Here is a 25,836-nt window from a genome sequence, read left to right on the forward strand (position 1 = left end):
TAGTTAGCAAGATTTTAGTCCTGCAGGCTCTTCTCAATACGAGCCTTAAGAGCCTCGAACTCGTCCCAGACTTCCTGCGGAACGCGGTCACCGAGGAACTTCAGCCACTCCTCGTTGTCCGGCAGGTCACCCTGCCACTTAGCAGCCGGTGCCTTCAGGGATTCCTTGACATCGGCGAAGTCGATGTCCAGACCAGTCAGATCAAGGTCCTCTGCCTTAGCGGTGTGACCGACAACGGTCTCCTTGGCGCCAACACGGCCCTCAATGCGGTCGATGATCCACTTGAGAACACGGGAGTTGTCGCCGAAGCCCGGCCACAGGAAGCGGCCGTCTTCGCCGCGGCGGAACCAGTTGACCAGGAAGACCTCTGGCATCTTGTCGCCGCCCTTGACACCCATGTCAATCCAGTGCTGCAGGTAGTCACCGACGTTGTAGCCAATGAACGGCAGCATTGCCATCGGGTCGTGGCGTAGAGAGCCGACCTTGGCCTCAGCGGAAGCAGCGGTCTGGCCGGAAGCCAGGGTTGCACCGATGAAGGTTGCGTGGTTCCAGGACAGAGCCTGGGTCACCAGCGGCACAGTGTCCGGACGACGGCCACCGAACAGGATGGCGTCAATCGGGACACCCTGCGGGTCGTCATACTCCGGTGCAGCGACCGGGCACTGCGCAATCGGAGTGCAGTAACGGGAGTTCGGGTGCGAAGACAGCTCGTCGGAATCCGGAGTCCAGTCATTGCCCTTCCAGTCAATGAGGTGCTCTGGCTTGCCTTCCATGCCTTCCCACCAGACGTCGCCATCGTCGGTCAGTGCGACGTTGGTGAACAGGGTGTTACCGGCATCCATGGTCTTCATGGCGTTCGGGTTGGAGGAGTAGTTGGTGCCCGGTGCAACACCGAAGAAGCCGTTCTCCGGGTTGACAGCGTACAGGCGGCCGTCCTCACCGAACTTCAGCCATGCGATGTCGTCGCCGACGACCTCGGCCTTCCAGCCCTCGATGGTCGGAGTCAGCATGGCCAGGTTGGTCTTACCACATGCAGACGGGAATGCAGCGGCGATGTGGTAGGCCTTGCCCTCCGGGTTGGTGAGCTTCAGGATGAGCATGTGCTCAGCCATCCAGCCCTCTTCCTTGGCCATGACCGAAGCGATACGCAGTGCGTAGCACTTCTTGGCCAGGATGGCGTTTCCGCCGTAGCCGGAACCGTAAGACCAAATCTCCTTGGTCTCCGGGAACTGGGTGATGTACTTCTCATCGTTGCACGGCCATGCAACGTCCTCCTGGCCTTCCTCCAGCGGAGCGCCAACGGAGTGCAGAGCGTGGACAAAGTCTCCGTCCGGACCAATCTTGTCCAGGGCATCCTGACCCATGCGGGTCATGATTCGCATGGAGAGAACCACGTACTCCGAGTCGGTCAGCTGAACACCCAGCTTCGGCTCCGGGTCGGTGATCGGACCCATGCAGAACGGAACGACGAACATGGTGCGGCCCTTCATGGAACCGCGGTAGTGCTCGGTCATTTCCTTCTTCAGCTCGACCGGATCCGCCCAGTTGTTGGTCGGGCCAGCATCCTCTTCCTTTTCAGAAGCGATGAACGTGCGGGACTCCACACGAGCAACGTCCTTCGGGTTAGAGCGGGCAAGGAAAGAGTTCGGGCGCTTCTCCTCATTCAGCTTGATAAGAGTTCCCTTATCAACCAGGTCCTGGGTAAGGCGGTTCCACTCTTCTTCCGAGCCATCAGCAAAGACAACCTTGTCTGGCTGGGTCAGTTCTACGACCTCAGCAATCCAGCGCAGCAGTTCGGCGTTCTCGGTCGGGGCCTGGCCCTCGAGACCAGGAATAGAAGGTGCGGACATCAGTTCTCCTGACTCATTGATTCGCGTCTTGATTTAAGGCTACCGGGGGATACCGAAAGTTGCCGGGCCCCACATCGACAATCGGCTCGTTCCCGCATTTGCAAGCCGTTACATCACAGCTTTACAACAAATAATTTTCCTCGCCCCCATTCTTGCGACCTGTTAATTTACGGCCATAACCAGCAAATAAGGCCAGCCTCACCACATAAATTTACAACCATTAACCCTTTGGATGCAGTTACCCCCATTTGTAAGCAACCGAGACACGGGTACCCCCACGCGCAGCGGTTCCAAAGTCGTTAGTCCCAGCTGCCCCGCGCAGACTGCTCCCATGAGTACGCATCCCACTTCCCCGCTGCTGATGCCGATTCCACTGCCGCTCCGCCCATTACGTCAGCAGCCCTCACATCATCACTGCTCCAAGACTCCCAGGTGCCGTCAAAACGGACCGTCGTAACGTGATCCACCGTGCCGTCACCGTCCAAATCCGAATAGATTGACAACCCGGAATCGTCGGCAAGCGTAATTGACCCCTCGTCGTCGCCGAGGTCGTAGAGCTGCCCATCGACCTCCACGACCAGACCGGTGCCACCAACGTCCGCCGACTGCCCATCAATCGGCGTCGCCGTCTCCAAACCACACGGCATAGCGGACGTACGCGCCTCCACGCCGCCATCGGACGCGGGTTGATCGGAAAAATACTGCAGTAAAGAAAACTCATCCATCGTGATATCTCCCTATTTCTCCTGGCTGTCACAGCTATCGGGCAGGCGTTCCGGTGTACTCCGCCAGCTGCTCTATTCGCCATCCCTGACCCCGCGCACCAATGGCTTCGCGCACCGTCATCTCCACGGACTGTGTCCATCTTCGCCGCAGGTGGGCAAGGTAATTTGCCCGCCACTGCGCAGTGCGTTGGCGTGCGTTACGACGAATCGTCGCGCCCACCGCCACCACCGCAACGCCGAGGCCTATTGCAAGTGCGACCAGCTGCGCCACAAGCGTCGGCACCCCAACCCACATCAGCAACCCGTGGACGATCCGCGCTGCGCCGACCGCCACGCCAAGCGATGCCACCGCCACCAGCGCGTCCATGGCATAACTGGGACGAGCTGGGCTTTCTGGAGCGGGCACTGAGATCTCCACACGAAGACCCAATTCGCCACAACACCGCTGCTGCAGCCGCGTCGCTGCGACCTCGGCACGGCCCTGAAGTTCCGCTTGGTCACCTGCGGGGCCGTCAGCCACTTCCTGGAGCGCATCCCGCACTGCACTCTCAGCTGCCAACTGCATCTTCCGCTGCAATCGCGCCGCCGCCCCGGCTCCGCGCGATCGCTCCTGCGCCAGCTGAGCTCGCACATTTCGAGCCCGGCGCGCACTCAGTGTTTCCCCCGAGTTTCTGGGCGGGCCTTCTGCCAGCAGAGCCAGGGTTCTGGCCATCCTCTCGTCCAGTGCACCCATCGGGATTGTGCCGTCGATTTCCTGACGCCAGGCCTCCGCATACTCACCATTGCCAATCAGACCAACTGCAACGCGGCCGGTGGCCTGGCTAATTGCTGCAACCGTGCTGACGCACTCCCGCGTGGGCTGCACCTCGCTGTCTGCAACATAGAGGACGACGGCGCTGCGTTTATCCACAAACTCCAGACGACGTGACGGCGTCGCAATGTCAACAATCTGAGAGAAGTCCGCGCGGTCCGCTGCGTCCCCAGCTTTGGTGACAAGAAGCGGTGGCTGCTCCGAAACCTCGGCCGAGACCGGGCGTGGTTCAACTACGTCCGGTGCTGCCATAGCAACTCCTCCAGGCTCTCTCTAGCCGCGGGAAAGGCTGCCGCAATCTCAGTCAACTGCACTACGAGTAGCCCGTCATCATTGCGTGATTCGCCTTCCGCACCGCGGCGTTCAGCAATCTTCCGCAACGCGGAGCTGAACAAAAAGGTGTGTTCAGCTGCATCGTTTGTGGTGATGTCGCAATACTCGTCGGCAAGCGAATGGCGAATCGGTTGTTGCTCGATGACCAGCGCGACGGGTACGGACAGCTTGTCGGCCTGCTCCGCGTGACATTGCGAAAATGCCTCGCGCACAGCGGTTTCGCGCACGCCCCTGCGCAATCGCGCGCAGATTATCGGTGGCCGTTTCTCGCGCTCAAGCGCCTTGGCGACGCACACCTCCGCGCCGCTCGTGTTGGCGATGCCCGAGTGCGCAGCCTGCCGTGATGACAGCCAGTCCACCACAGCGGCGCGCAACGACGACGATGTAGATCCTGTTGACGACTGTGTTGTTTCCGTGACATCAGTTGCGGAAATAAGATCCATCCGACCTAGTCCCCTCCCATAAATCCCCTGCTTGGTTTAGTTAAAACCTGCGTAACCCCCATACGGCCCGTGGGCCAGATTCCGCGCCCTGAAACGCTGCGCTAGGCAGCCCCCAAGCACCGCTTCAACCAACGAATAAGCGCGGCTTCGCGTTCAGCCTACAGCGGACCGCGGATTCGGCAAGTCGACAAAACAACTTGCTCCACCGTGCCGCCAATTCAGGACGACGTGGCATCGCCTACCGGCGTGAAACCGCCAGGACAACAACAAAAATCCTAGGGGCAATGATTGGATAGTTGGCCGATGTCGTGGACAATAGGGAACGTGACTACTTCTGATTTTTCTGAAAATATCGAACAGCCTGCGGTTTCGCGGGAATCTGAACCATTGCCGACACAGGGCGACAAGCAGACGGAACAATCGCATGAGCGCCAGCCGAAGAAGGGCGAATTGCCTGCAGGTCGTCCGGAAAAGACCCAATTCGACGATGGTCTTGACTACCCGCGCATCGGCAATCTGTCCTTCCGCCGAGGCACTTTGACTCCCAACCAGGAAAAGATCTGGGAAGATAACTGGGACACTTACGGCAAGGTCCTCTCCGACGAGGTCATTGACGTGGAGGAATGGTTCGGCCGCAAGGGACCGACCATCGTCGAGATTGGCTGCGGCACCGGCACGTCCACCGTGGCTATGGCTCCGCAAGAACCGGACCACAACATCATCGCCGTTGAGCTCTACCGCCCTGGCCTGGCGAAACTGCTCTCCGCCACCGTGCGCAATGAGGTGTCGAACATCCGCATGGTTCGCGGCGACGGCGTTGAGGTCCTGCAGCGCATGATCGAGCCGGAGTCGCTGGCCGGCGTGCGCCTGTTCTTCCCGGACCCGTGGCCGAAGGCACGCCACCACAAGCGCCGCATTGTGCAGTCCGGCACGTTGCGCCTGATTTCTTCGCGTCTGAAGCCCGGCGGCATTTTCCACGCCGCCACCGACCATGCGGACTACGCAGAGTGGATCGAGGAACTCCGCGAGGTTGAGCCGACGCTCGAGCCCATCGCCTGGCCCCGGCCGGAATCCCCCATGCTTCTCGACCGACCGACGACCAAGTTCGAAGCCCGCGGCCTGAACCTCGACCACGACATCCACGAGTTCATCTGGCGCAAGAAAGAGGCATAGGAACATGAGCACTACCCAGAACACCTCTGCCAGCTACAACACCACCGAGACGCACCCCACCGCACTGCTCGTGTGGGACGCCCCGAACTTGGACATGGGGCTCGGCGCTATCCTTGGATCCCGCCCGACCGCCGCACACCGCCCGCGCTTCGACGCCGTGGGCAAATGGCTTATCGACGAAGCCGAGCGCGTATCCCACAAAATCGGTTCCGATGTCCTCCCCGAGGCCACGGTATTCACCAACGTCAACCCCGGTTCTGCGGAGATTGTCCGCCCCTGGGTCGAGGCTCTGCGCAATGTCGGTTTCGCGGTGTTCGCAAAGCCGAAGATCGAAGAGGACACCGACGTTGACCCGGACATGATTGCGCACATCCAAAGGCGTTACGACGAAGGCGTGTTGCGCAGTGTCGTCGTTGCGTCCGCCGATGGCCAGAATTTCCAGGAGCTGCTGGAAAAGCTCGCATCCGAGGGGATTCGGGTAACCGTCATCGGTTTTCACGAGCACGCTTCCTGGGCACTGGCCTCCGATGCGATTCGCTTTGTTGATCTGGAGGAAATCAAGGGCGTCTTCCGCGAGCCGCTACCGCGTATCGATCTCGACCGCCTGCCAGATGGCGGTGCGTGGCTGCAGCCGTTCCGTCCGCTCACTTCGTTGCTCAAGGAGCGCGACGGCAAGAACGACGACTAGGGAGACCACCGCGGCGCCGAACAGGAAGACGAACAGGCTTCTTATTTATGTCACGACTTAAAAATGTCCTCAAAACCGACAATTCGAGCTGGCTACGATCGATAATTCTCGTAGCCCTCGTGATTGCCGGTATCGTCCTGACGGTAAGAAACTGGGACAGTGTCGTCCAAGGGCTGCAAATCCTTGCGGATGTTGACGCTAAATGGCTGCTCATCTCCATTTTTTCCGTGGCTTTTTCGCTCTACGCGATGGCGGAAGTGATGCGTCTGCTGTTGCGAGCTGGAGGCGTAAAAGCAGCCACTCGCCGTAGCACCAATGCGTTAACCCTCGCATCCAACGCGTGGGCGGTCACCGTTCCCGGTGGTGCTGCATTTTCCACGGCGCTGCAGATTAAGCGCATGATGCAGTGGGGCGCATCCGCGGTCCTTGTCAGCTGGTTCGTGCTTTTTTCGGGTGCGTTGTCGTTTTTAGGTCTGGCATTTCTGGGGCTTGGCAGCCTCTTCTTCGTAGGACAGGGCGGCACGACCGCAGTGCTCATCGCTATGGCAATTGTGGTGTTACTAGCCACCATTTTGCTGTGGCGGATTTCGCAGAACCCAGCTTTCCTCAACAAGGCGGGTGCATGGTGTCTACGTGTCTTTAACAAAATTCGAAAGAAGCCCGCGGACACCGATGTCGACCGACTTGAAGAGTCCATCAAACAGCTGACCAGCGTGAAGTTGCCCGTGCAAACTTTAGCTCTTTCCTTCACCTGGTCCTTTACCAACTGGGTCGCGGAAATTGTCTGTCTCTACGCTGCCATTCGGGCCGTTGGTGTCGATGACATCTCCGCTACGAAGGTGCTGCTGGCCTTCGTAACCGGCAAGCTCGCGGGTTTCATCCAGGCCACACCGGGCGGCATCGGCACTGTCGAGGCCGCTTTGACTGCGGCTCTCATCGCAGGCGGCACCACCGGCGCCGAGGCTTTTGCAGCGGTGCTGGTCTACCGCATCGTTTCCTTCGTCCTGGTGGCAATTGTGGGCTGGATTATCTACGCCCTCGGCTTCGACCACAAGGATCAGCCCGGGCATCAGCCAGTCGCTGACCGCTAATGGCGTCCTCCCCGCTGGTCGCTGGTCACCCACCGATCTGAGGGGTCGCTAGACTAAGAAGCATGAACACACGCGTATCGACGTTCTTGATTGACATCCTCGCCATCTTTATTTTCGCCGTGTTAGCGCGCCTGGCTCACAACACTCCCGAGGATCCTTTTACCTTCATCAATATCCTCGATACCTGGTGGCCGTTCGCATTCGGTGTCCTCCTGGGCACCGCGCTGATTAAGAATGAGCCGAACCCGCGTGCAGTGAGTGCAGGCGCAATTGTATGGCTCGGTACTGTAGTCGTCGGCCTAGCTGTGTGGGCCACCCGCAATTCGGCAGTCCCGCACTGGTCCTTCATTCTGGTCGCCTCAGTCATGAGCGCCTTGCTGCTGCTGGGTTGGCGAGCAGCGTCGAATGCGGTTGCTCGTAAGTCTCTGGACTAACCCTTCGGACCCGTTCCTAACCCTTCGGTTTAGTTCACTGACTAAATCTGGTTTTTAATTTTTGCGCTACGCCTCGATAATTGAAGAATGGACAAATCTTCTGACGAGGCTCTCGGCAATCAACCAACTGCTGAGACCCAACGAAATCATAACCCCGCAGGGTCCAGCGAAGAACGCACGTTCATGGGCCAACCGTGGGGTCTCGCCAACCTCTTCGGCATCGAAATGTGGGAGCGCTTCAGCTTCTACGGCATGCAGGCCATCCTGGCTTTCTACATGTACTACGAGACCACTCAGGGCGGTCTCGGCCTGGACAAGGGTGCTGCTACCTCCATCGTCGGTGCTTACGGCGGTCTTGTCTACATGGCCGCACTCGTTGCTTCTCTGGTTGCCGACCGTATCCTTGGCTCGGAGCGGACACTGTTCTACTCCGCCGTCCTGGTCATGATTGGCCACATCTCCTTGGCATTCATCCCCGGCGTGACTGGCCTGGCCATTGGCCTTGTCTCCATCGCAATCGGCTCCGGCGGCGTGAAGACCAACGCACAGGTCGTGCTGGGTCAGCTCTACGCCAAGGACGACCCGCGTCGTGACGCCGGCTTCTCCATCTTCTACATGGGCGTCAATGTCGGTGCCCTGTTCGGCCCACTGCTCACCGGCTGGATCTGGGGAATGAAGGGCTTCCACTGGGGCTTCGGCCTGGCCGCTATCGGTATGGCTGCCGGTCTGGTTCAGTACATCCTGATGCGCAAGTCCACCATCGCCGAGGCCGGCCATGATATTCCGAACCCGCTGCCAAAGAAGCAGTACCCGGTATGGATTGGCATCGCAGTAGTTATCACTGTTGTCTCGGTTACACTGGTGTCCACCGGAATTGTTCCGGTCACTACTCTTTCCACTGTGGTCACAGTGATTGCACTGATTGCCGCTGTGGTTCTGTGGTGGCAGATGTACTCCTCGCCACTTACGACGAAATCGGAGAAGACTCGCCTGGTCGGCTTCATCCCGATGTTCGTCTCAGGCGTGCTGTTCTTCGGTATCTTCCAGCAGCAGTTCACGGTGCTGGCCATCTACTCGGACATCCGCCTCGACCGCGAGATTTTCGGTTGGGAAATGTCCCCGGCCTGGATTAACTCGATCAACCCGATCTTCATCATCGCCTTCTCGATGGTCTTTGCAGCCGCCTGGTCCAAGCTTGGTGACCGCCAGTGGTCCACCCCAGTGAAGTTCGGCGTCGCCAACATCATCATCGGTATCTCGCTGTTCTTCTTCATTCCATTCTCCGGTGGCGGTGAGAACTCCACTCCGCTGTATGCGATTATCTGGATTCTCTTCCTGTTCACCATGGGTGAGCTCATGCTGAGCCCGGTCGGCAACGCCCTCGCTACCAAGGTCGCTCCGGCGGCCTTCCCATCGCGCATGATGGCCGTCTGGCTGATGGCAGTCGCTATGGGTACTTCGCTGGCAGGCACCCTGGCCGGCTTCTACAACTACGAAGATGCCGCTGCTGAGAACACCTTCTTCATCACCCTGGGTATCGCCTCGATTGTCTTGGGTCTGGTTCTGCTCGCACTGCGCAAGTGGATTGTCAAGGAGTTCGTCGACGTCCGGTAGAGCTGTAGGGCTGGGGCTGTAAAGCTGGGCTGGAAGGCTGTAGAGCTGGGGCAGTATGGCTGGCTCCGTAGGGCCGGAGCCGTAAGGCCGGCCCTCGCTCTGGCACAGCCCACGCCCCCTCCCCTCCTCCCCACTTCACGACACCTATGTCACCTCATGCCGCCTCCACAGATGGCACGAGGTGACATAGGTGTCGTGAAGTGTTTTGGGTGGCCCTGAACATGCTTCGCCACAAACTTGCCACCAGCACAATCGCCATCCACAGATTTCCCCCGCCTCCCCACCGGCTAAAATTGAGGCCATGTTTGCCATCATTACCGTCACCGGCGAGGATCACACCGGCATCATCGCCGCCGTCACCACTGCTCTGGCGGAGCAGGACGTCAACATCGTCGATGTTTCCCAGACCCTCATGGATAAATGGTTCACCATGATTCTGCGGGTGGAGTTCAACGAGAAGACCACCCCTATCAGCACGCTGCAGGGTTACATGGATTCCGTCGGCAAGCGGGAGGGGCTTGTCATTCGAATCCAATCCGAGGCGCTGTTCAACGCCGTCAACGAGATTTAAAGGGCGCGACCAGGATGGATTTCAACTTCGCGCAATCTAAGTTCCTCGACACAATTGACATGATCGAGAAGTACCGTCTGGATATCCGGACGGTCACCATGGGGATTTCCCTGCTCGAGTGCTCTCGCTCTGAAATGGACGCCACCGCACAGGCGGTGTACGACCGCGTAACCAGGCAGGCCGCTCGCCTCGTGGAGGTCTGCGAGGGCATCGAGGCGGAGCTGGGCATTCCGATTGTCAATAAGCGCATCTCCGTCACACCAGTTTCCCTCATCACGGCCGGTTGCGAAGGCGATCCCACCGTGGTGGCCAAGGCGCTCGACCGCGCCGCCCGCGATTCTGGCGTGAACTTCCTCGGCGGCTACTCGGCGCTCGTCGAAAAGGGTGCCACGACCAGCGAGAAGCGGCTCATCGACTCCATTCCCCACGCTCTGAGCGAGACCGAATTGGTGTGCAGCTCGGTCAACGTAGCGTCGTCACGCGCGGGCATCAACATGGATGCAGTGCGTCGCATGGGTGAGGTGGTGAAGGAAGCCGCGGCGCAAACCGCTGACCGCAGCTCGATTGCCTGCGCCAAGCTGGTGGTTTTCGCCAATGCGGTGGGCGACAATCCGTTCATGGCCGGCGCGTTCCACGGCGTCGGGGAGCCCGATTGTGTCGTGTCCGTCGGCGTTTCGGGTCCGGGTGTGGTCGATCGCGCGCTCGGCGATCTGGAGGGCGCCAGCTTCAACGAAGTCGCCGAGGAGATCAAGAAGGCGGCGTTCAAGATCACACGTACGGGTCAGCTGGTCGGCACGATGGCGTCGGAGCGCCTGGGCGTGCCTTTTGGCATCGTGGATCTCTCGCTCGCGCCGACCGCTGAGATGGGTGACTCCGTCGCTCACATCCTTGAGCACATGGGGTTGGAGCAGGTCGGCACGCATGGCACCACTGCCGCGCTGGCGCTGCTTAACGACGCCGTCAAGAAAGGCGGCCTGATGGCTTGTTCCCGCGTCGGTGGACTGTCCGGCTCCTTCATCCCGGTCTCTGAGGACAAGGGCATGATTGATGCTGTCCGGGCGGGATCGATCAGCATGGACAAGCTGGAGGCGATGACCTCTATTTGCTCGGTGGGCTTCGACATGATTGCGATTCCGGGGGACACACCTGCGACCACGATTTCCGGCATGATTGCCGACGAGGCGGCCATCGGTGTGATGAACCACAAGACCACCGCCGCCCGCCTCATTCCAGTGCCGGGCACTAAGCCTGGCGATGAGGTGAACTTCGGTGGCTTGCTCGGCTACGCGCCGGTCATTGATGTCAATGCCAAGGGCAATGCCGAGTTCATTGCCCGCGGCGGCTACATCCCCGCGCCGGTGCACGGCTTCAGGAACTAGCGGCTGGGCCGGCTGCTATGACTGCAGCCGGCGCCCATTTGCGTCATACGCGTAGGAACCGCTACCGACGAGAATCAAAATGAACTCGATAAATGCCCAAATGCTGACGCCAATGATTAGGAAGAATCCGACCAGAAGGATAGCCGTAATCCAGCCGAATACCGTCAGTGCTAGCTGAATAGCACCACGCGAGTTGTGCCCCAGGTAGAAATTGTGAACGCCGAGGGTGCCCAGGAAGAAGGCAAGCAGAGCCGCTGCAATCTTGGACTTATCCGAGACAGGAGCACCGGCGCTCCCATAAGCCCGGTGCGGGTTCGGGCCGCCGAAGCCAGCGGAATACGCCGGCGCCTGCTGGTTTGGGTAACCACTCTGATACGGGTTCGAGTACCCGTTGTGGAAATTGTGCTGGCTCGGGTCCTGATAGCCCTGCCCCATGTTCGGCTGCTGCGGTGGGTACGGATCCGAGTACGGCATACCGGAGCTATAAGCACCCGAGCTGTTAGCGAGCTTTCCCTTGGATCTCGGCATACCGTCTTCGTCGAAATCTCCATATGGGTTTGTCGGATTCGTCATTGCACCCTACCTTTTCGACTAGATTTCCCTACCGCGCAAAGCCCGGCAGTTCGTTGAAGTGGTAAAAGAACTAATGCTCTCAGAACTTTGACTCCAGTTTTGTCCTCAAAAGGGAATGTATTAGTTCTTGCACAAATCCTAACAGCAATCGGCCATTGCGCGGTTGTAACTTTTCTAGTCACCGACTGACACGCCGGCAGCGATTTTTGCCACTGCGCTAATCCGCACCGCTGCAAGGCCATAACTGAAAGGCACTAAGCCAATATGAAAACAGTAAGAGGGCCAATGCAGCCCCAGGAGCTCATTGAGCCTCTTACCAATCGGAAACGCCCCGCGGGAATTCCCAGTTACTAGCTCAGTACTCGCCCCTCAGAGTCGTACTTGTACGAACCGCTGCCAGCAATGAGCATGATGAACTCGACAAATGCCCAGAAACCAACCGCTGCAGAAACCATCACAAAAATGATGGAAAGTGGCGCCAGAATGATGGTGGCTACACAAATCAACGCTGCGAAGGAACTACCGCTCCAGATGAAGAGCTGCGCCAGACCACGACCAGTCCTGCCCAAGTAGAAATTGTGCACTCCTAGGAAGCCCAGGAAAAAGGCCAACAAGATAGCTGCTACCTTGGACTTTGGCGACTCGGTCCGCGCCGGGGCGCCACCATTCACGATGTTGATGGTGGAGTTGTAGCCGGTCGACATTCCAGGCTGGCCGTAGGGCTGCGGCTGCTGGAATCCCTGCTGGAATCCCTGCGGCTGCTGGTAGGCTGGCTGATTCCCCTGCGGGGCACCGTAAGGCTGTGGCGCTGAAGGGGTATCCCAGGGGTTGTTGCCTGGGATAGGCATGCCGTCTTTGTCAAAGTTGCCGTAAGAATTGGTCATCGATTTTATGCCTTCCCGCTTCGAGATGCGTTGGAATCTAATTAGAGCCTGGAGATATTTCATACTCTATACCAAAACAAACCATTACACACCATTCCTACCCAAGACCAGCTGTGATAACAGTATTTACCGCGCCAGCGATTGTTCAATCAGTTCGCGAGTCCAGCCCTCAGTCCAGGCCAGCGGAGTCGTCCCCGGAATTGCGACATCATTGGTGGCGTAGGTTGCGTGCGCACCCGCACCGGCAATCATCTCCTGCGCTCGTGCAATCGCATCGGCCACGCCCGGAGGCACATCACAGAAGGAGTCCGATGGCACGCAGACATTCTGGACCTTGTCATTAAGAGGCCCAAAGCCGTCTCGCGGACCGCGCATCGTTGCGCCCGGCACCACAGCCTGCACAATGCCGCCAAGCGGCTGCAATGACAGCTCGACGCCCACACCAGCCAGCGGAACGCCTTGGTTCACGCCCTGATTGGGGTCACGCCGCGGGTCCCCCAACAGAGCCACGCCCGCAATGCGCTCGGCCGGAACGACACCGCGGCCATTGCCGATGTCAGAGGCCAAATCACCTGCAATAGCGGCCCCCTGGGAGAAGCCCATCAGGACGAAGTCCGTCAGCGGACACTGCCCGTGCAAGTCAGCCATTTCCTTAGCGGTGACATCGCGCCCGACTGCCTGCGAATCATCGTAGGTGAGTTGGTCGGGCAGCTGATGCGTCTTAATCTGTGCCGGGTACGGCGTAGTCCAGACCTTGACATCGCCCTCCGAGTAGGACTCCGAAATCGAGCTCGTCAGGCCAAGCAGCAGCGAATGCGGGTTCGCGGTCGGGGCCATCGGATCATCGTCAGCACGCGATTCCGCGGTCCCGGGCACCGCGATAACTTCTACCGCCGGGCACCACTCGGGTTGTTCGGCCAGAACCCCACCATCGTCGCCGGGGGTCGGTGGGGTTTGACCACCTTGGTCGTCGTTAAGCCATTGCACAACGCCGAACCCAATCGCGGCCACCAGCACGATAACCGCCAGAATTGTCAGCACTTTACGCATGAGTGCTAGCAATACGCTTTTTCAGCGGAGCTTGCAATGATCTTCGCCACTTCCTCGGCGCTGTCCTGTGAGCGATCCTGTGCGACCAGCTGGCCGGCAATCGCCAGCGCGATGACCTGACGCTCCTCCTCCGGCGCGTCCGCGCATGCCGCGCGACCTGTGCCGATGAGCTGATCCTCCACCCCATCAACATCGATTCCCGCTTTTTCCAGCGCTCCGAGGTATGAATCGTCCGCCTCGCTGAGCTTCATTTGTCCATCGGGCGCTTCGTCCACGCGCTTGGCTTGGGGATCTGTAATCTCCGGCGCAGACTTTTCGCTCGACTTCGGAGCAGAAGTCTTCGTGCTTGACGACGTCGTGGAGGTCTTCGTAGTCGTCGACGAGGTGACCTCCGAAGACTCCACTGTGGAACTGCCACAGGCGGCCACTCCGAAGGTCAGCAGCGCAACAGCTGTGGTTGTAGCCAGTGTCCGGAAGGACTTGTTCATGGACATTTGTCTATCCCTTACTCAGTGCCCTGCTTTGGTTGGCTTACTTGTCATCACCGTTCTCGGCGGCTGGGGCCGGTGCTTCTGGCTTATTGCGCTCTTCGACAATCTTGCCGTTGAGCTGACGGATCCAGCCACCCTCGAACTGCTGCTCAAGACCTCCGGCCTTGACTGGCTGCAGTGGGCCGACCGGGTAACCGAACGGGCCATTTTCGTAGCCAGTGCTGCCCCAGTGGTCAGTGATGTCGTTGGAGCGCACCGGCTGGGCACCAGTTTCCGGAGTCCAGTAAATGGCGCCGTGTTCGAAGCGCTGGAAAGCGCCGCGGGCGAGCTTGACCTCGTCGCCGTCGACAGGCAGACCCAAATCAGATTCAGCGCCACCGAGCTCCTTGTAGACACGACCGATTTCACCACGCACGATGCGAGGTTCTTCGCCGCCAATCTTGACGATGGTGCCACCCTGGAAGTCCTGAGCGACACCTCCCGGAATGTCGCGGTGGTTGGCGACTGGGTAGCCCAGCGGACCGGTCTCGAAGCCGGACTTGCCCCAGACGTTCATAATGTCGCCGAGGATTTCGTGGGCACCGCCTTCTGGAGTCCAGTAAATCGAGCCCTTTTCGAAGTGGACGAATCGTCCCGTGCCATCTGGAGTGGCCATTTCATTGGTCAACGGGTAGCCAAGTGGCGAGGACGGGCCTCCGAGCTCGTTGTATCGTGAGCCGATGCGACCCCAGACCACGTGTGCTCCTGAATCTGGGTGCCAGTAGGCAGTACCTCCGGTGAAGTCCTGGGCCACGCCATTCTTGGCAGCGCCGTACTCATCCGACAGGCAAGTGCCGATTCCCGGCAACGACGCGACTGCCTTTTCAATTTCGCCACCTACGCGGCAGACAGCGCCACGATCGGACTCTGGCAACTGCAGTGCATCGGCCAGCGTTGGCCAGGCCTGACTGACCTCGAATTGCCAGTACGGCCAGGTGTGAGTACCCGAGCTCCGGAAGTTCACAACCGGCTCGACGCCCTTTTCGCGAGCATTTCGGATGAAGGTCTCACTGGTCATGCGGGAAAGCACTTCCAATGCGTAACCGGTAGGATTGTCCGGCTTCGTCGGATCGATCTGCGACGGCACGTCCCACTCACCGGTGTTGCCGTTACCCGCCGAGATGTACAGCGACATGCCCTTGAGCTTGTCGATGTTCAGCTTCGGATCATTGTCCTTCCAACGCTGCGAACCGAGCGGGCCCCACATCTTCGTCGCGTCGTAGCCACCGGTGTTCTTCATCGCCAGAGCGATTGCCTGCGGCATGCCCGGCGAAGTCATGTCCAGGTAACCAGAGAGGCTACCGGCAAACTTCCACAGTTCCGGGGAGTGTGCTGCGACGTTGTAAGCACCGGTGGCTCCCATGGAGATACCGATGATGCCGCGTTCATCGTTGCCGCGGAAGCCGTTGGTGATAACCGGCACGAGCTCCTTAGTAATGAAGCTCTCCCACTTGTAGTTCTGACCGTTATCCGGCTGATCCCAGTCAGAGTAGAAGGACGATGTACCGCCGGCGGGCATAACCACCAGGACATTCTTGTCCTCATAGAAGCGTTCGATATTAGTAGCGCGAATCCAACCGGAGTAGTCATCAAACGATGCCATACCGTCAAGGTGGTAGACGCTCGGGAATGTGCGCTCCTTGTCGCGGTACCAATCGCGCGGCAGCAAAATCTCAACCTGAATTGGCTTCTCCGGCATGGCAGCCGAGCGAATGTGCGCAATGACGTGGTGATCTGTGTACCACTCGACCTTTTCTACGCTGACTCCGCTGGGCAGGTTTGCCACTGCGGGAGTATCGACTTTAAATGGCGTGCGTTCCGGCCCCGGCATCGGCTTCGGCATACCCAGGCCAGGTAGTTGCGCACCAGCAGCTTGCGCTGCTTCAGCAGCCTTAGCAAGGTCTCCCAGGTCTCCAGATTGAGCCAACCGCCCCTGAACGGCCTGAAGTTCCTCGTAGCTAGGCAGACCTGGCTGAGCTGGCTCGGGAGCCGCCACTGCAGCAGGGGCACCGAGAGCGAGAGTCAACGGTAGTGCCAAAAGTGCGGTCAACGCCCGCGATGACTTCCGGCTGTTGCCGAGGCCACCACGGAGGAATCTAGCGGTTACGCGCATAAGAGGGCTTCCCTTTACAAAGTCGCTGGTTGAAATTATTTGAGACGTTGAGTGTTGCACCGGCGCCAATTAGGCACCTGCAGATAGCATCACGCGGCGTTAGAGCTATGCATTTACCGTTCGACTTCGCAGAATTACGTGGTGACCAGCAACGTATCCGAAGGTTCCCCTCCTCCGGCGTGCCGCTGCAAGAAGAATCTCACACACGTTCTGCGAAACATACGGTATAGCTACCTGAATAGCTTCACCCTTTACTTTAAGGTTCGACTCTCATGTTTACCCTCTTACGGGTAAAAACCGTGGAGACACACGCAAAAGGAACTGAATTCAAGCTTTGACAGCGCAACTCTTTGCGCCCCTCTCTAAGCCGTTACTCACACCTTCCGCTCAGCATCCAAACCCGGACTCGACACAGAAAAAAGACCAACCCCAACAAAAGGATTGGTCTTTTTTCAAAATTGAGACTTCTTAAGAAGCTAGCCCCTTTAAGAAGTCATCCAGCAACAGAGCTAGGTCAGCGCGCCAGAGCGCCAGCGCGCCCTGAAATAACTACCGACCTAGAGGCCCAGCGCCCCAAGAATGTGCGGGCGAGCAAGCGCGGCATCACGGCCCCACAGCTCCCACGAATGGATACCGTTCGGGCTGTAGACAAACTGCGCATTTAGGCCGGCAGCGCGAGCATCCTGCTCAAAGCGCTGCGTCGAAGCGCGGGAGACAGACTCCATTACGGCACGCCACACAGTGTCAGGCAGCTGCGGTACCGGGCGGTTCAAAACCTCCGGGTCGCTCCACAGGCTCTGGACACCCTGAGCGGAGGAAATATACATCGGCAATCCCTGCAGCTGGTCAAGCAGCATCGACGGGTCATGAGCCTTACGCTCCGGCGAAGCCGGGACCGGCAGTCCCCACATGCCGGTCGGATTTACAACACCAACACCAGCCACCATTGCAGTGGTGCCGGTAGCAACAACTGGGTTGGACATCTGGTAGTAACCCGACAGTGAAGTAACCTGCTTGAACTGATCGCGGTGGCGAGCTGCTAGAGCCACTGCCGCGGCCGCGCCCATGGACAGACCTGCGATTGCGTTGCGGTTCGGGTTAACACCGAACTCACGCTGAAGGTAGACCGGCAGCTCCTGAGTTAGGAAGGTTTCCCACTTCTGAATCTTCAGACCTTCAGTGGTCAGCGCCGGATCATTCCAGTCGGTGTAGAAAGAACCATCGCCAGCAGCTGGAGCGACAAGGGTGATGTTGTCGTTAGCAAAGGTCTGAGCAATATGGCCCGACCAAATCCAACCGGACGCACCCTTATTAAAGCCCCACAGACCATCGAGCATGTACAGGGACGCATCGCCGCCACCAGTAGCCGCCTTAATCTGAACCGGAATATTGCGGTTCATAGCCGGCGAGAAGACCTGGCAGTACTGAACCCACCAGTTGTATGGATCCCACTCACAGCCTGGGCGCAGTCGATCACGGTTTGGATCAGCACTCGCATCCTTCGCGGATGCGAGCATGATGCCACCAAACACCATCGCAACTGCCACGAGGGCAGCTACGACCTTCACAGTGAAGTTACGACTCACTGCAGTAAAGCTCATCGTTCTCCTCTTTACTTTCGGACTTACCTCCGCGCCAGACTTCTCGGAGGCAGTCGCTTACGCGAGCTTTCGCTTTTCTGCTTCCAGTTGTGACGCGACAACTGGAGACTCCTCAAAAGAATCTCGAGTATGTAACGATACTCAATCGTTTCCCTACAGCCAAGTTAAAATCGTAACCATTCCGTAATATTTCTCACATTTTCCGGCAAAACTATCTACCACAAGGAGAAACACTGTTTACCAGGGAGAAATTACAAAATTGTAATTCTGCCCCGGCTGCCGCGTAGGACTGACTGAGAAACCTAAAACACGCCTACAAGAACCCCAAACACAATCTAAGTACTAACGAGGTACAGAAAAGCCCATGCACCCCTCGGTGCATGGGCTTTCAGCTACCAACCGAACCCGCCGCGAAACCGACGAGAAACCGACGGAAACCGCAGTTCGCTTAAAGGGAAAAGAACAGAGAACTACCCCAGAACTGGAACAGCATAGACAGCGATGGCAATGGACAGCAGCCACAGGACGGCCAGTGCCTGCAGCGGACGATCCTTGAGCGCAATCTCATCCGGGCTTCCCGCATCACCACGGTCAACGTCGGCTGCGAAGCGCAGGATAGCAACAGTGAATGGAACCATCGAGATCTCGTACCAAATAGCCGAAGTCGACGAAGTACCCGGCGTACGGCCCATCTCAAAGCCCCACAGCGCGTAGCTCAGTACCACGGCGGTCGCAGCGAGGGTCCACACAAAGCGCAGGTAAGTCGCGGTGTAACCCTGCAACGACTTACGAATCTTCTTACCAGTGCGCTCCGCCAACAGCAGCTCAGCGTAACGCTTACCGGCCGCCATGAACAGCGAACCAAAGGCGGCAACCAGCAAGAACCACTGGGACAGGTTGATGTTGGCAGCAACACCACCGGCCATTGCACGCAGCATGAAACCCGAGGACACCAGCGCAATATCAATCACCGGCTGGTGCTTCAGGCCAAAGCAGTAGCCGAGCTGCAGTGCAATGTATACAGCCACAACAATTGCTAGCCCCGGCCCCTCAGAGGCAAACCAGGACACCGCAATCGAACCAATAATCAGTGCGACCGCCATAATGTACGCCATACTCACCGGCAGTACGCCAGCAGCAATTGGGCGGAAGCGCTTGGTGGGGTGCGCGCGGTCGGCCTCGACATCGCGGGCATCATTAATCAGGTAAATCGACGACGCTGCCATACAGAAGGCCACAAACGCCACCAGGATGTCGACGGTCAGTGTGCCGATCGAACGTCCCGAGTCCATAATCTCGTTGCCGGCTGCCAGTGGAGCCGCAATGACCAGGACATTCTTCACCCACTGCTTCGGGCGAAGCGCCTTGATCATGCCGTCCAGCAGATTCTTCGGCGGATGCCCCTGCGGGTGCGCAGGCTCATCGATACCGGAAGTGTGCGGCTCGGATCCAATCCTTGAATGAGGAGCTGATCGCTGGTTAGCCGACACATTGGCCAAGTTGTCGTTCTCCGCCTGTGTCACAGTGCATTCCTTTCCGCAATGGAGGGCTGTCCACCCTGGTTATGCTGCGCCTTTTTCGGCTCGATGACCTTATCACCTATCTTGTCCACCACAAGAGCAGTGGCTGTACCCAGCGCTGCTCCGAGAGCGACATCGGTTGGGTAATGCACTCCCAGCACCAGGCGGGAGAGCATAATCGCCGGCACCCCCACGGCCGGTGCTGCCGGGTAACCCAACTTTGCTATCCCCACCAACGCCGCTGTCGTCGACGTCGCGTGCGAAGACGGAAAGCTCAGCTTGCTCGGCGTACCAACGCCGATTGCTATACGACGGTCATGGGGACGCGGGCGACGGACAATGCGCTTAAGCACCACCGATGCCGCATGCGAGGTAAAGGCGGCCACACCGACCTTTGCCCAGCCAATGCGTCGCTCCTTATCCACCGCCGCCCCGAGGGCAGCGAGCCCCATCCACCCAAGGGCGTGCTCACCGAAATAGCTCATGGCACGCGCGGTGGGCAGCACCCCCGGGACGTCGTTAAGCGTGTGCTGAATATTAACGAGAACGTCGGACTCGCCGAACGGATCGCCTTTAATTTTCGAAGACATTCGCCCAGGCCTTCCTACTGGTCAGATCGTCATAGGCTGCGCGGTAGCGTGCCTGCATTTGCTCAAACCGCTCCTCAACCTGCTTTTGCAGCTCCCAGGATTCTTCCAGCAGAGCCTTGGCCTTGTCGCGGTCACGCTGGCGATACACCACGCCACGGCCATCAGCGGTGGTGACCGTTGCGCCATCCAGACGCGACAGGGAGAACCAGCGGGCCTCCAGCGGCGCCAGGTTTGCCTGCGGCACCGCATGGTGCTCGGAGTTTTCCGGGCGCACGCTGTGAAGCAAACCCTTGGCCAGCCAACCGACCTTCTTCAGCTTGCCCAGGCGTCCACCGACATCCTTTGTCGGGACCCCCGGAATACCGGAGGGCTTTGGCAAATCACCTGCACTCGGCAGCACAACCGCGTCGGGGAACTTCTTGCGCAGGGCATTGATGCGCGGCAGCGAGGACTCGAGAATGTCGAATAGACGCTCGGGGCCTGCCAGGAAGTCCTTCATGGCTTCGTTCTGGATGGCAACCGTGGAGTACTCCAGGCACAGGAGGTGCTTGAAAGTGGCCTTGCGCATGGAACGCACGATACCGGCAGCATCACCCTCGTGCTGGAGAGCCGCGACAATCAAGCGGTTGCGCAGGTGGAAGTACGCCTGCCAGTCAATGGCATCGTCCTTGTCCGACCAGGCCATATGCCAAATTGCGACGCCCGGCCACGTGGCCGTCGGAAAGCCTGCCTTGCCTGCGCGCAAACCGTATTCGGCATCGTCCCACTTAATAAACAGTGGCAGTGGCTGACCGATCGCCTCGGCAGCGACGCGCGGAATCAGGCACATCCACCAGCCGTTGAACTCAACATCGATGCGACGGTGAAGATCCTTCGAATCAACAACCTCACCGGTTGCGTTAGTGCCGTGCTCCCCGCGATCGCGCAGCGGGTGTGCATAAAAGTCGTGGTCATAGTGGACGTGCGGAGCGGAAGTCCACATGAAGTCATGGCGGCCGATGACTTCACCCATCGAGTGCAAGTGGCTGCGCTCCTGAAGGTTCAGCATCTGACCGCCGACCAGCATCGGGGACTTCGCGAATCGGCCGACAGCGACCGCGCGCAGAATGGAATCCGGTTCGATGGCGATGTCGTCATCCATGTAGAGAATGAACGGGCTATCGGTCGCACGCTTCGAATCCGAATCCGGACCGCCCAGGGCCTCATACATAATGCGGGAGTAACCGCCGGAACCACCGAGATTTCCCTGCGGGAAGATACGCAGGCGATCACCAAAGTGCTCGGCGACAGTATCGAAGCCCGGCTCATCTGCCGGGTGCTTAGTGCCCTGGTCAGGCATCAAAACAGCATCTATGATGGCATCGACTTCAGGATCCGAGGACAGCGCCTCAAGAGCAGCAACTGCGTCGGTCGGACGATTGAACGTCGGGATACCGATAGTGACGCGCCCCTCCGGCGCCGGATGCTCCGTGCCGTCCGGGTACGTTTGGCTCGGCGCCTCGATATCGGAGTACCAACCTGCGGAGTGGATTACCACGTCCGTCTCACAGGTGAGGTCGAACCAAATCCAGCCGCCGTCTTCAAATTGCGTCAGCGGTACTGGGATTTCGCAGACATGCATATCCTTGCCGTCCACCTTGGCTTCTGCACCTTCGGCCGCCGCACCCAGATCACCGACAACTTCGCCGGTCACGGCGATACGCGCACCGTCAATCTTCGAACGGTAAATGTCCACGCGCGCAGTACCAGACAGCTCTAGGCGCAGGACAACATTGTCCAGATTCGTCCACCGGCGCCAGTAGCTGGCCGGAAAAGCATTGAAGTAGGTTTCAAAACTAACTTCATCACCCGCCGGAATGGTGGCTGACGTGCGCGAATGCGCTTGCACGCGACCGGCATTGGTCTCCGGCTCAACCAAGTAGAGCGAGCGGACATCACGGGGCTCACCCAACTTTGGCAGCAAAATCCGCTGCAGGCGTTCAACGGCAAGGCTTGACGACGTTGTCGGGGTATGTGTCCGCTTTTGTTCAGGCTGTGATGCCATGAGACGTATCAACCACTTTCCGAAAGGTCTACCGGGGATGTTGCCGCCGATAAGTTACCGACGTTTCTATCTCATAGCATCCTAGTGCCCGTGGCGGATTGCCTCTTGTTGCCACGCTAGCGACAGCCCAGAATGTGAAAGCCCCTACGCGCTGCAGACTATCTGCTGCGCATAGGGGCTTTTTCGTTCAGGTTCTAGTTTTAAGCTCCGAGGAAACCTTCGATGCGGGCCTTGGAGTTCTGGAGGTTGCGATCCCAGGTCGGCCAATCGTGGATACCGGTCTGCTCGTATTCAAACGTGGCATCCAGACCGGAGGTACGAGCACGCAACTCAAACTCGCGGGTGGACAAGCGGGACAGCGACTCCAGCGCAACACCGCCGACCTTGGGGACGACACGGTAGAGGTTCTTCGGGTCACGAACCTCATCCGGAACACCATTTGCCGAGGTAATAACCAGATCCAGCCCCTTCATCTTCTCGACATTCAGGTACGGATCATTGCGGACACGCTCCGCTGACATAGGCGCACCCCACATGTCGAAAGAGCTGTAACCAGCCGACAGCTGAGCAGCCTCAATTGCAGTGGTCATACCCGGCGCAGTGGTGTGCAGGTAACCGGAGAAGGCAAGAGCCTGACCGAACTGGTCTCGGTGGTTGTATGCCAGCGACAGTGCAGCAGATGCACCCATGGACAGACCTGCAATGGAGTTACCAGTGCGAGAAATGCCGAACTCACGCTCAAGGTAAACCGGCAGTTCCTGGGTCAGGAAAGTCTCCCACATGTTTACAAACGGACCGTGCACACTAACCGACGGACGCTTCCAGTCGGTGTAGAAGCTACCGCCGCCACCACCTGGAATAACCAGGTTGACGTTGGATCCCTCAAAAGTACGTGGGGCGTTACCGTGCTCCACCCAGTCAGAGGCATCAGCCGGGCTACGCAGGCCATCTAGCAGGTAGAGAGCCTTGTTACCGCCATTGGCAGAGGCCACAATCTGAACCGGAATATTACGATCCATGGCCGGCGAATAAACCTGGCACTTCTGGGTGAAGTACTGGTACGAATCCCACTCACAACCCGGGCGCAGCGAGCCTCGGTCACCCGCCGCGCTCGCTGCCGGCGCCATGGTCAATGCAGACGCAGCCACAGCTACTGCGGACGCAACGGCTGCAACCTTTCGGCGCCAACCACGGAAAGTAGAGGTGATTTTCACGTGTGTATTCTCCTCACAATGTGCGACTCCCCACAGCCGGTGGGAATTATCAGGCGTGCTTCCTCTTCAAGGAATTACCTTAAGAAACAGTAAATCTTCGACAAACTTACCCGCATTCACTGTTGTTTTCCAGCAGAACACGTCGAAACTCCACTTTTCGGCGGGTTCTGGTATCCGCATTTTTACTGCGCAAGCTCCCGCAGCTCGCGCGACTCCCGCGCCCCGCGCCAGGTAATAATTGCGCCAGCCACCGCAATCAGCACGATGCCCAGCGCCATAGACCAGGTCACTCTGTCACCGGAAAACGCCCAGCCCAGAATTGCACCGATGACCGGGTCCAGCGCGAAGAGCGTGCCGACGACCGCCGCTGAGACAATCCCCGCAGCGATGGTGTCCATCACGTAGGGAATGACAGCGCCAATGAACCCGGAAATAACGATGGTGGCCCACATCGAACCGTCGACAAGCGGTGCAGCGGGAACAGAAAACGGCGCGAGCACAATTGCTGCGACGACCACTGATAGCGCCAGATCCGGCATGCCGCCGCCTTCGGAACTGCCCATTCGGGCGGAGAAGAGAGTGTAAGCGCCGAAGAAGATTGCGCCGATTGCGGCGTAACCAATGCCGATAATGTCAAGGTCATTGGAGGGCTGGGCGATTAGGGCAACGCCGATGAAAGCGACGATGGCCCACAGGCGGGAGCGCCACATTTTCAGTCCCAGGAAGGACACGACGCAGGGGCCGAGGAAGTCGATGGTGACGGCGACGCCCTGCGGGAGGCGGGCGATGGCGGCGTAAATCATCATGCTCATCATGCCCATGGCGATGCCGTAGACCACGATGTTGATGGCGCGGGCGCGGGTCATCCCGGACAGCTTTGGTCGGAACAGAACCACCATGATGATGGCAGCAGCGGTCATGCGCAGGCCCGATATGCCCGGCGCGCCGACCGTGGAAAGCATCCCAGTGACCAGCACAGCCGCGGCCTGGGTACCAAGAGAACCGATGAGAACCAGAATGACAGGTGCCACCGGCAGGGTGAGAAACTTGTTCACACGCTGCAGCAATGGCCCCTGCTGGGGCACCTGCCCAGCCCCCTGCTGGGGAACTACGGTTTGGATTTTCTCGCGCGACACTCGCGCAATACTAGCGCGGGAGCCGCAAGCGGCAAATTAGTGCCCGCGCTCCTGCTCGATTGCTTCGCCGTCGTTGAAGAACGGAGCAATCTTGTTGTCGAACATCGACAGTGCGGAGCCGATGGCCATGTGCATGTCCAGGTACTGGTACGTACCCAGGCGACCGCCGAAGAGGACCTTGTTCTCCTGCGCTTCTGCTGCAGCGAGCTTGCGGTAGGCCTCCAGCATCTCGCGGTCTTCCGGGGTGTTGATCGGGTAGTAGACCTCGTCGCCATCGTCGGCGAAACGGGAGTACTCCTTAACAATTACCGTCTTGTCCTTGACGTAATCGCGCTCCGGGTGGAAGTGGCGGAACTCGTGGATACGGGTGTACGGCACATCCGCGTCGTTGTAGTTCATCACTGGAGTGCCCTGGAAGTCGCCAGTGTTAAGGACCTCCATCTCGAAGTCCAGGGTGCGCCAACCCAGCTTGCCCTCTGCGTAGTCGAAGTAGCGGTCCAGCGGGCCGGTGTAGACGACCGGAGCATCCGGGGAGGCAGCGCGCAGTTCGTCGCGCACCTCGAACCAGTCGGCATCGACAACGACGTCAATCTTGTCGGAAGTCACCATGTTTTCCAGCCAGGCGGTGTAGCCGTCGACAGGCAGACCTTCGTAGGTGTCGTTGAAGTAGCGGTTATTAAAGGTGTAGCGAACTGGCAGACGGGTGATGTTTCCGGCCGGCAGGTTCTTCGGGTCGGTCTGCCACTGCTTGGCGGTGTAGTGCTTGACAAAGGCCTCGTACAGCGGACGGCCGATCAGGGAGATGGCCTTTTCCTCAAGATTCTTTGCCTCGCTCGGATCCAGTCCGTCAGTCTGGTCCTTAATCAACTGGCGAGCCTCGTCCGGGCTGTAGTACTTGCCGAAGAACTGGTTGATCAGCCCCAGCCCCATCGGGAACTGGTATGCGGTGCCCTTGTACATAGCGAACACGCGGTGCTGGTAGTCGGTGAAGTCAGTGAACTGATTGACGTAGTCCCACACCCTCTTATTAGAAGTATGGAAGAGGTGCGCACCGTACTTGTGCACCTCGATGCCAGTCTCCGGCTCTGCCTCCGAGTAGGCGTTGCCACCGATGTGGTTGCGGCGTTCGACAACGAGCACGCGCTTACCCAGCTCATTGGCGGTCCGCTCAGCAACGGTCAAACCGAAGAAACCCGAGCCGACCACGATGAGGTCGTAGGTGTTGTCCTTGATGTCCTGTAGGGACTTCGGAGCAAATTCATTGGCAGTGGTGTTCTTTTCGCTACTCACGCCTTAAAACCTATTGCATTTCCATCCGGTTTGCGGGTGTACACGCGGGCTTTACGACGTCCACGTGAGCCCAGCCCAACGTTCATTTGGTCACATTATTTGATAATTTTCCCAAAATTAACGGGGAAACACAGATGCCTCACTAGATTTTTTTAGTCACACTGGTAACATCCTCCTCA

Annotated in this window: 23 protein-coding genes; 7 read left to right on the forward strand and 16 right to left on the reverse strand. The window is 58.8% G+C overall.

The window, feature by feature from the left end:
* Nucleotides 1-14: 14 nt before the first annotated feature.
* From CORAM0001_RS04835 to CORAM0001_RS04850, 4 genes are all read right to left on the reverse strand, one after another.
* On the reverse strand, nt 15-1,850 hold the full coding sequence (locus CORAM0001_RS04835; RefSeq protein ID WP_005510436.1) for a phosphoenolpyruvate carboxykinase (GTP): 1,836 nt from the start codon (nt 1,848-1,850) through the stop codon (nt 15-17).
* Nucleotides 1,851-2,149: 299 nt separating this feature from the next.
* A complete protein-coding gene (locus CORAM0001_RS04840) occupies nt 2,150-2,575 on the reverse strand; it encodes a DUF6802 family protein (protein ID WP_005510565.1) in 426 nt (141 codons plus the stop codon).
* A 34-nt stretch (nt 2,576-2,609) separates the two neighbouring features.
* The gene (locus CORAM0001_RS04845; protein WP_005510524.1) at nt 2,610-3,638 is read right to left on the reverse strand and encodes a hypothetical protein; all 1,029 of its coding nucleotides are present in this window, start codon (nt 3,636-3,638) and stop codon (nt 2,610-2,612) included.
* Entirely contained in the window at nt 3,620-4,162 is a 543-nt protein-coding gene (locus CORAM0001_RS04850) for a hypothetical protein (RefSeq protein ID WP_005510568.1), read from the reverse strand. Before CORAM0001_RS04850 ends, CORAM0001_RS04845 begins: the two co-directional genes overlap by 19 nt.
* Before the next feature lie 324 nt (nt 4,163-4,486).
* On the opposite strand from CORAM0001_RS04850, the gene trmB reads away from it, so the two are divergent.
* From trmB to CORAM0001_RS04885, 7 genes are all read left to right on the forward strand, one after another.
* Nucleotides 4,487-5,335 (forward strand): tRNA (guanosine(46)-N7)-methyltransferase TrmB, encoded by an 849-nt coding sequence (gene trmB, locus CORAM0001_RS04855; protein ID WP_005510558.1) that lies wholly within the window; start codon nt 4,487-4,489, stop codon nt 5,333-5,335.
* 4 nt (nt 5,336-5,339) lie between these two features.
* Nucleotides 5,340-6,023 (forward strand): NYN domain-containing protein, encoded by a 684-nt coding sequence (locus CORAM0001_RS04860; protein WP_005510460.1) that lies wholly within the window; start codon nt 5,340-5,342, stop codon nt 6,021-6,023.
* Between the two features lie 47 nt (nt 6,024-6,070).
* Nucleotides 6,071-7,114 (forward strand): lysylphosphatidylglycerol synthase transmembrane domain-containing protein, encoded by a 1,044-nt coding sequence (locus tag CORAM0001_RS04865; protein ID WP_081451100.1) that lies wholly within the window; start codon nt 6,071-6,073, stop codon nt 7,112-7,114.
* A 62-nt stretch (nt 7,115-7,176) separates the two neighbouring features.
* Nucleotides 7,177-7,548: a DUF3054 domain-containing protein gene (locus tag CORAM0001_RS04870; RefSeq protein WP_005510493.1), complete on the forward strand. Its 372-nt coding sequence runs from the start codon at nt 7,177-7,179 to the stop codon at nt 7,546-7,548.
* 87 nt (nt 7,549-7,635) lie between these two features.
* Complete coding sequence (locus CORAM0001_RS04875; RefSeq protein ID WP_040361221.1) at nt 7,636-9,162, forward strand: peptide MFS transporter; 1,527 nt, start codon at nt 7,636-7,638, stop codon at nt 9,160-9,162.
* A 301-nt stretch (nt 9,163-9,463) separates the two neighbouring features.
* Entirely contained in the window at nt 9,464-9,733 is a 270-nt protein-coding gene (locus CORAM0001_RS04880) for an ACT domain-containing protein (RefSeq protein WP_005510457.1), read from the forward strand.
* A 14-nt stretch (nt 9,734-9,747) separates the two neighbouring features.
* Nucleotides 9,748-11,112 (forward strand): PFL family protein, encoded by a 1,365-nt coding sequence (locus tag CORAM0001_RS04885; protein ID WP_005510520.1) that lies wholly within the window; start codon nt 9,748-9,750, stop codon nt 11,110-11,112.
* A 15-nt stretch (nt 11,113-11,127) separates the two neighbouring features.
* On the opposite strand, the gene CORAM0001_RS04890 is transcribed toward CORAM0001_RS04885, so the two are convergent.
* The 12 genes from CORAM0001_RS04890 to glf form a co-directional block, all read right to left on the reverse strand.
* Complete coding sequence (locus tag CORAM0001_RS04890) at nt 11,128-11,685, reverse strand: TM2 domain-containing protein (protein ID WP_005510576.1); 558 nt, start codon at nt 11,683-11,685, stop codon at nt 11,128-11,130.
* Between the two features lie 350 nt (nt 11,686-12,035).
* Nucleotides 12,036-12,569 (reverse strand): TM2 domain-containing protein, encoded by a 534-nt coding sequence (locus CORAM0001_RS11400; RefSeq protein WP_005510486.1) that lies wholly within the window; start codon nt 12,567-12,569, stop codon nt 12,036-12,038.
* Nucleotides 12,570-12,695: 126 nt separating this feature from the next.
* Complete coding sequence (locus CORAM0001_RS04900; RefSeq protein ID WP_005510562.1) at nt 12,696-13,619, reverse strand: cutinase family protein; 924 nt, start codon at nt 13,617-13,619, stop codon at nt 12,696-12,698.
* Between the two features lie 5 nt (nt 13,620-13,624).
* Nucleotides 13,625-14,107, reverse strand: coding sequence for a DUF732 domain-containing protein (locus CORAM0001_RS04905; RefSeq protein WP_244261996.1), 483 nt, complete (start codon nt 14,105-14,107; stop codon nt 13,625-13,627).
* Nucleotides 14,108-14,150: 43 nt separating this feature from the next.
* Nucleotides 14,151-16,262: an alpha/beta hydrolase-fold protein gene (locus tag CORAM0001_RS04910; protein ID WP_005510477.1), complete on the reverse strand. Its 2,112-nt coding sequence runs from the start codon at nt 16,260-16,262 to the stop codon at nt 14,151-14,153.
* Nucleotides 16,263-16,819: 557 nt separating this feature from the next.
* A complete protein-coding gene (locus CORAM0001_RS04915) occupies nt 16,820-17,863 on the reverse strand; it encodes an alpha/beta hydrolase (RefSeq protein ID WP_005510476.1) in 1,044 nt (347 codons plus the stop codon).
* 470 nt (nt 17,864-18,333) lie between these two features.
* On the reverse strand, nt 18,334-19,353 hold the full coding sequence (locus tag CORAM0001_RS04920; protein WP_050773604.1) for a decaprenyl-phosphate phosphoribosyltransferase: 1,020 nt from the start codon (nt 19,351-19,353) through the stop codon (nt 18,334-18,336).
* A gap of 29 nt (nt 19,354-19,382) precedes the next feature.
* Nucleotides 19,383-19,973 (reverse strand): phosphatase PAP2 family protein, encoded by a 591-nt coding sequence (locus CORAM0001_RS04925; protein WP_005510444.1) that lies wholly within the window; start codon nt 19,971-19,973, stop codon nt 19,383-19,385.
* Nucleotides 19,957-22,017, reverse strand: coding sequence for a glycosyltransferase (locus CORAM0001_RS04930; RefSeq protein WP_005510516.1), 2,061 nt, complete (start codon nt 22,015-22,017; stop codon nt 19,957-19,959). The genes CORAM0001_RS04925 and CORAM0001_RS04930 overlap by 17 nt, the downstream gene beginning before the upstream one ends.
* Nucleotides 22,018-22,217: 200 nt before the next feature.
* Entirely contained in the window at nt 22,218-23,231 is a 1,014-nt protein-coding gene (locus CORAM0001_RS04935; RefSeq protein ID WP_005510570.1) for an alpha/beta hydrolase, read from the reverse strand.
* Between the two features lie 182 nt (nt 23,232-23,413).
* Nucleotides 23,414-24,367 (reverse strand): EamA family transporter, encoded by a 954-nt coding sequence (locus CORAM0001_RS04940; protein ID WP_005510454.1) that lies wholly within the window; start codon nt 24,365-24,367, stop codon nt 23,414-23,416.
* A gap of 36 nt (nt 24,368-24,403) precedes the next feature.
* Complete coding sequence (gene glf / locus CORAM0001_RS04945; protein WP_040361253.1) at nt 24,404-25,600, reverse strand: UDP-galactopyranose mutase; 1,197 nt, start codon at nt 25,598-25,600, stop codon at nt 24,404-24,406.
* Nucleotides 25,601-25,836 lie beyond the last annotated feature (236 nt).

The organism is Corynebacterium amycolatum SK46, from assembly GCF_000173655.1.
GTDB lineage: Bacteria > Actinomycetota > Actinomycetes > Mycobacteriales > Mycobacteriaceae > Corynebacterium > Corynebacterium amycolatum_A.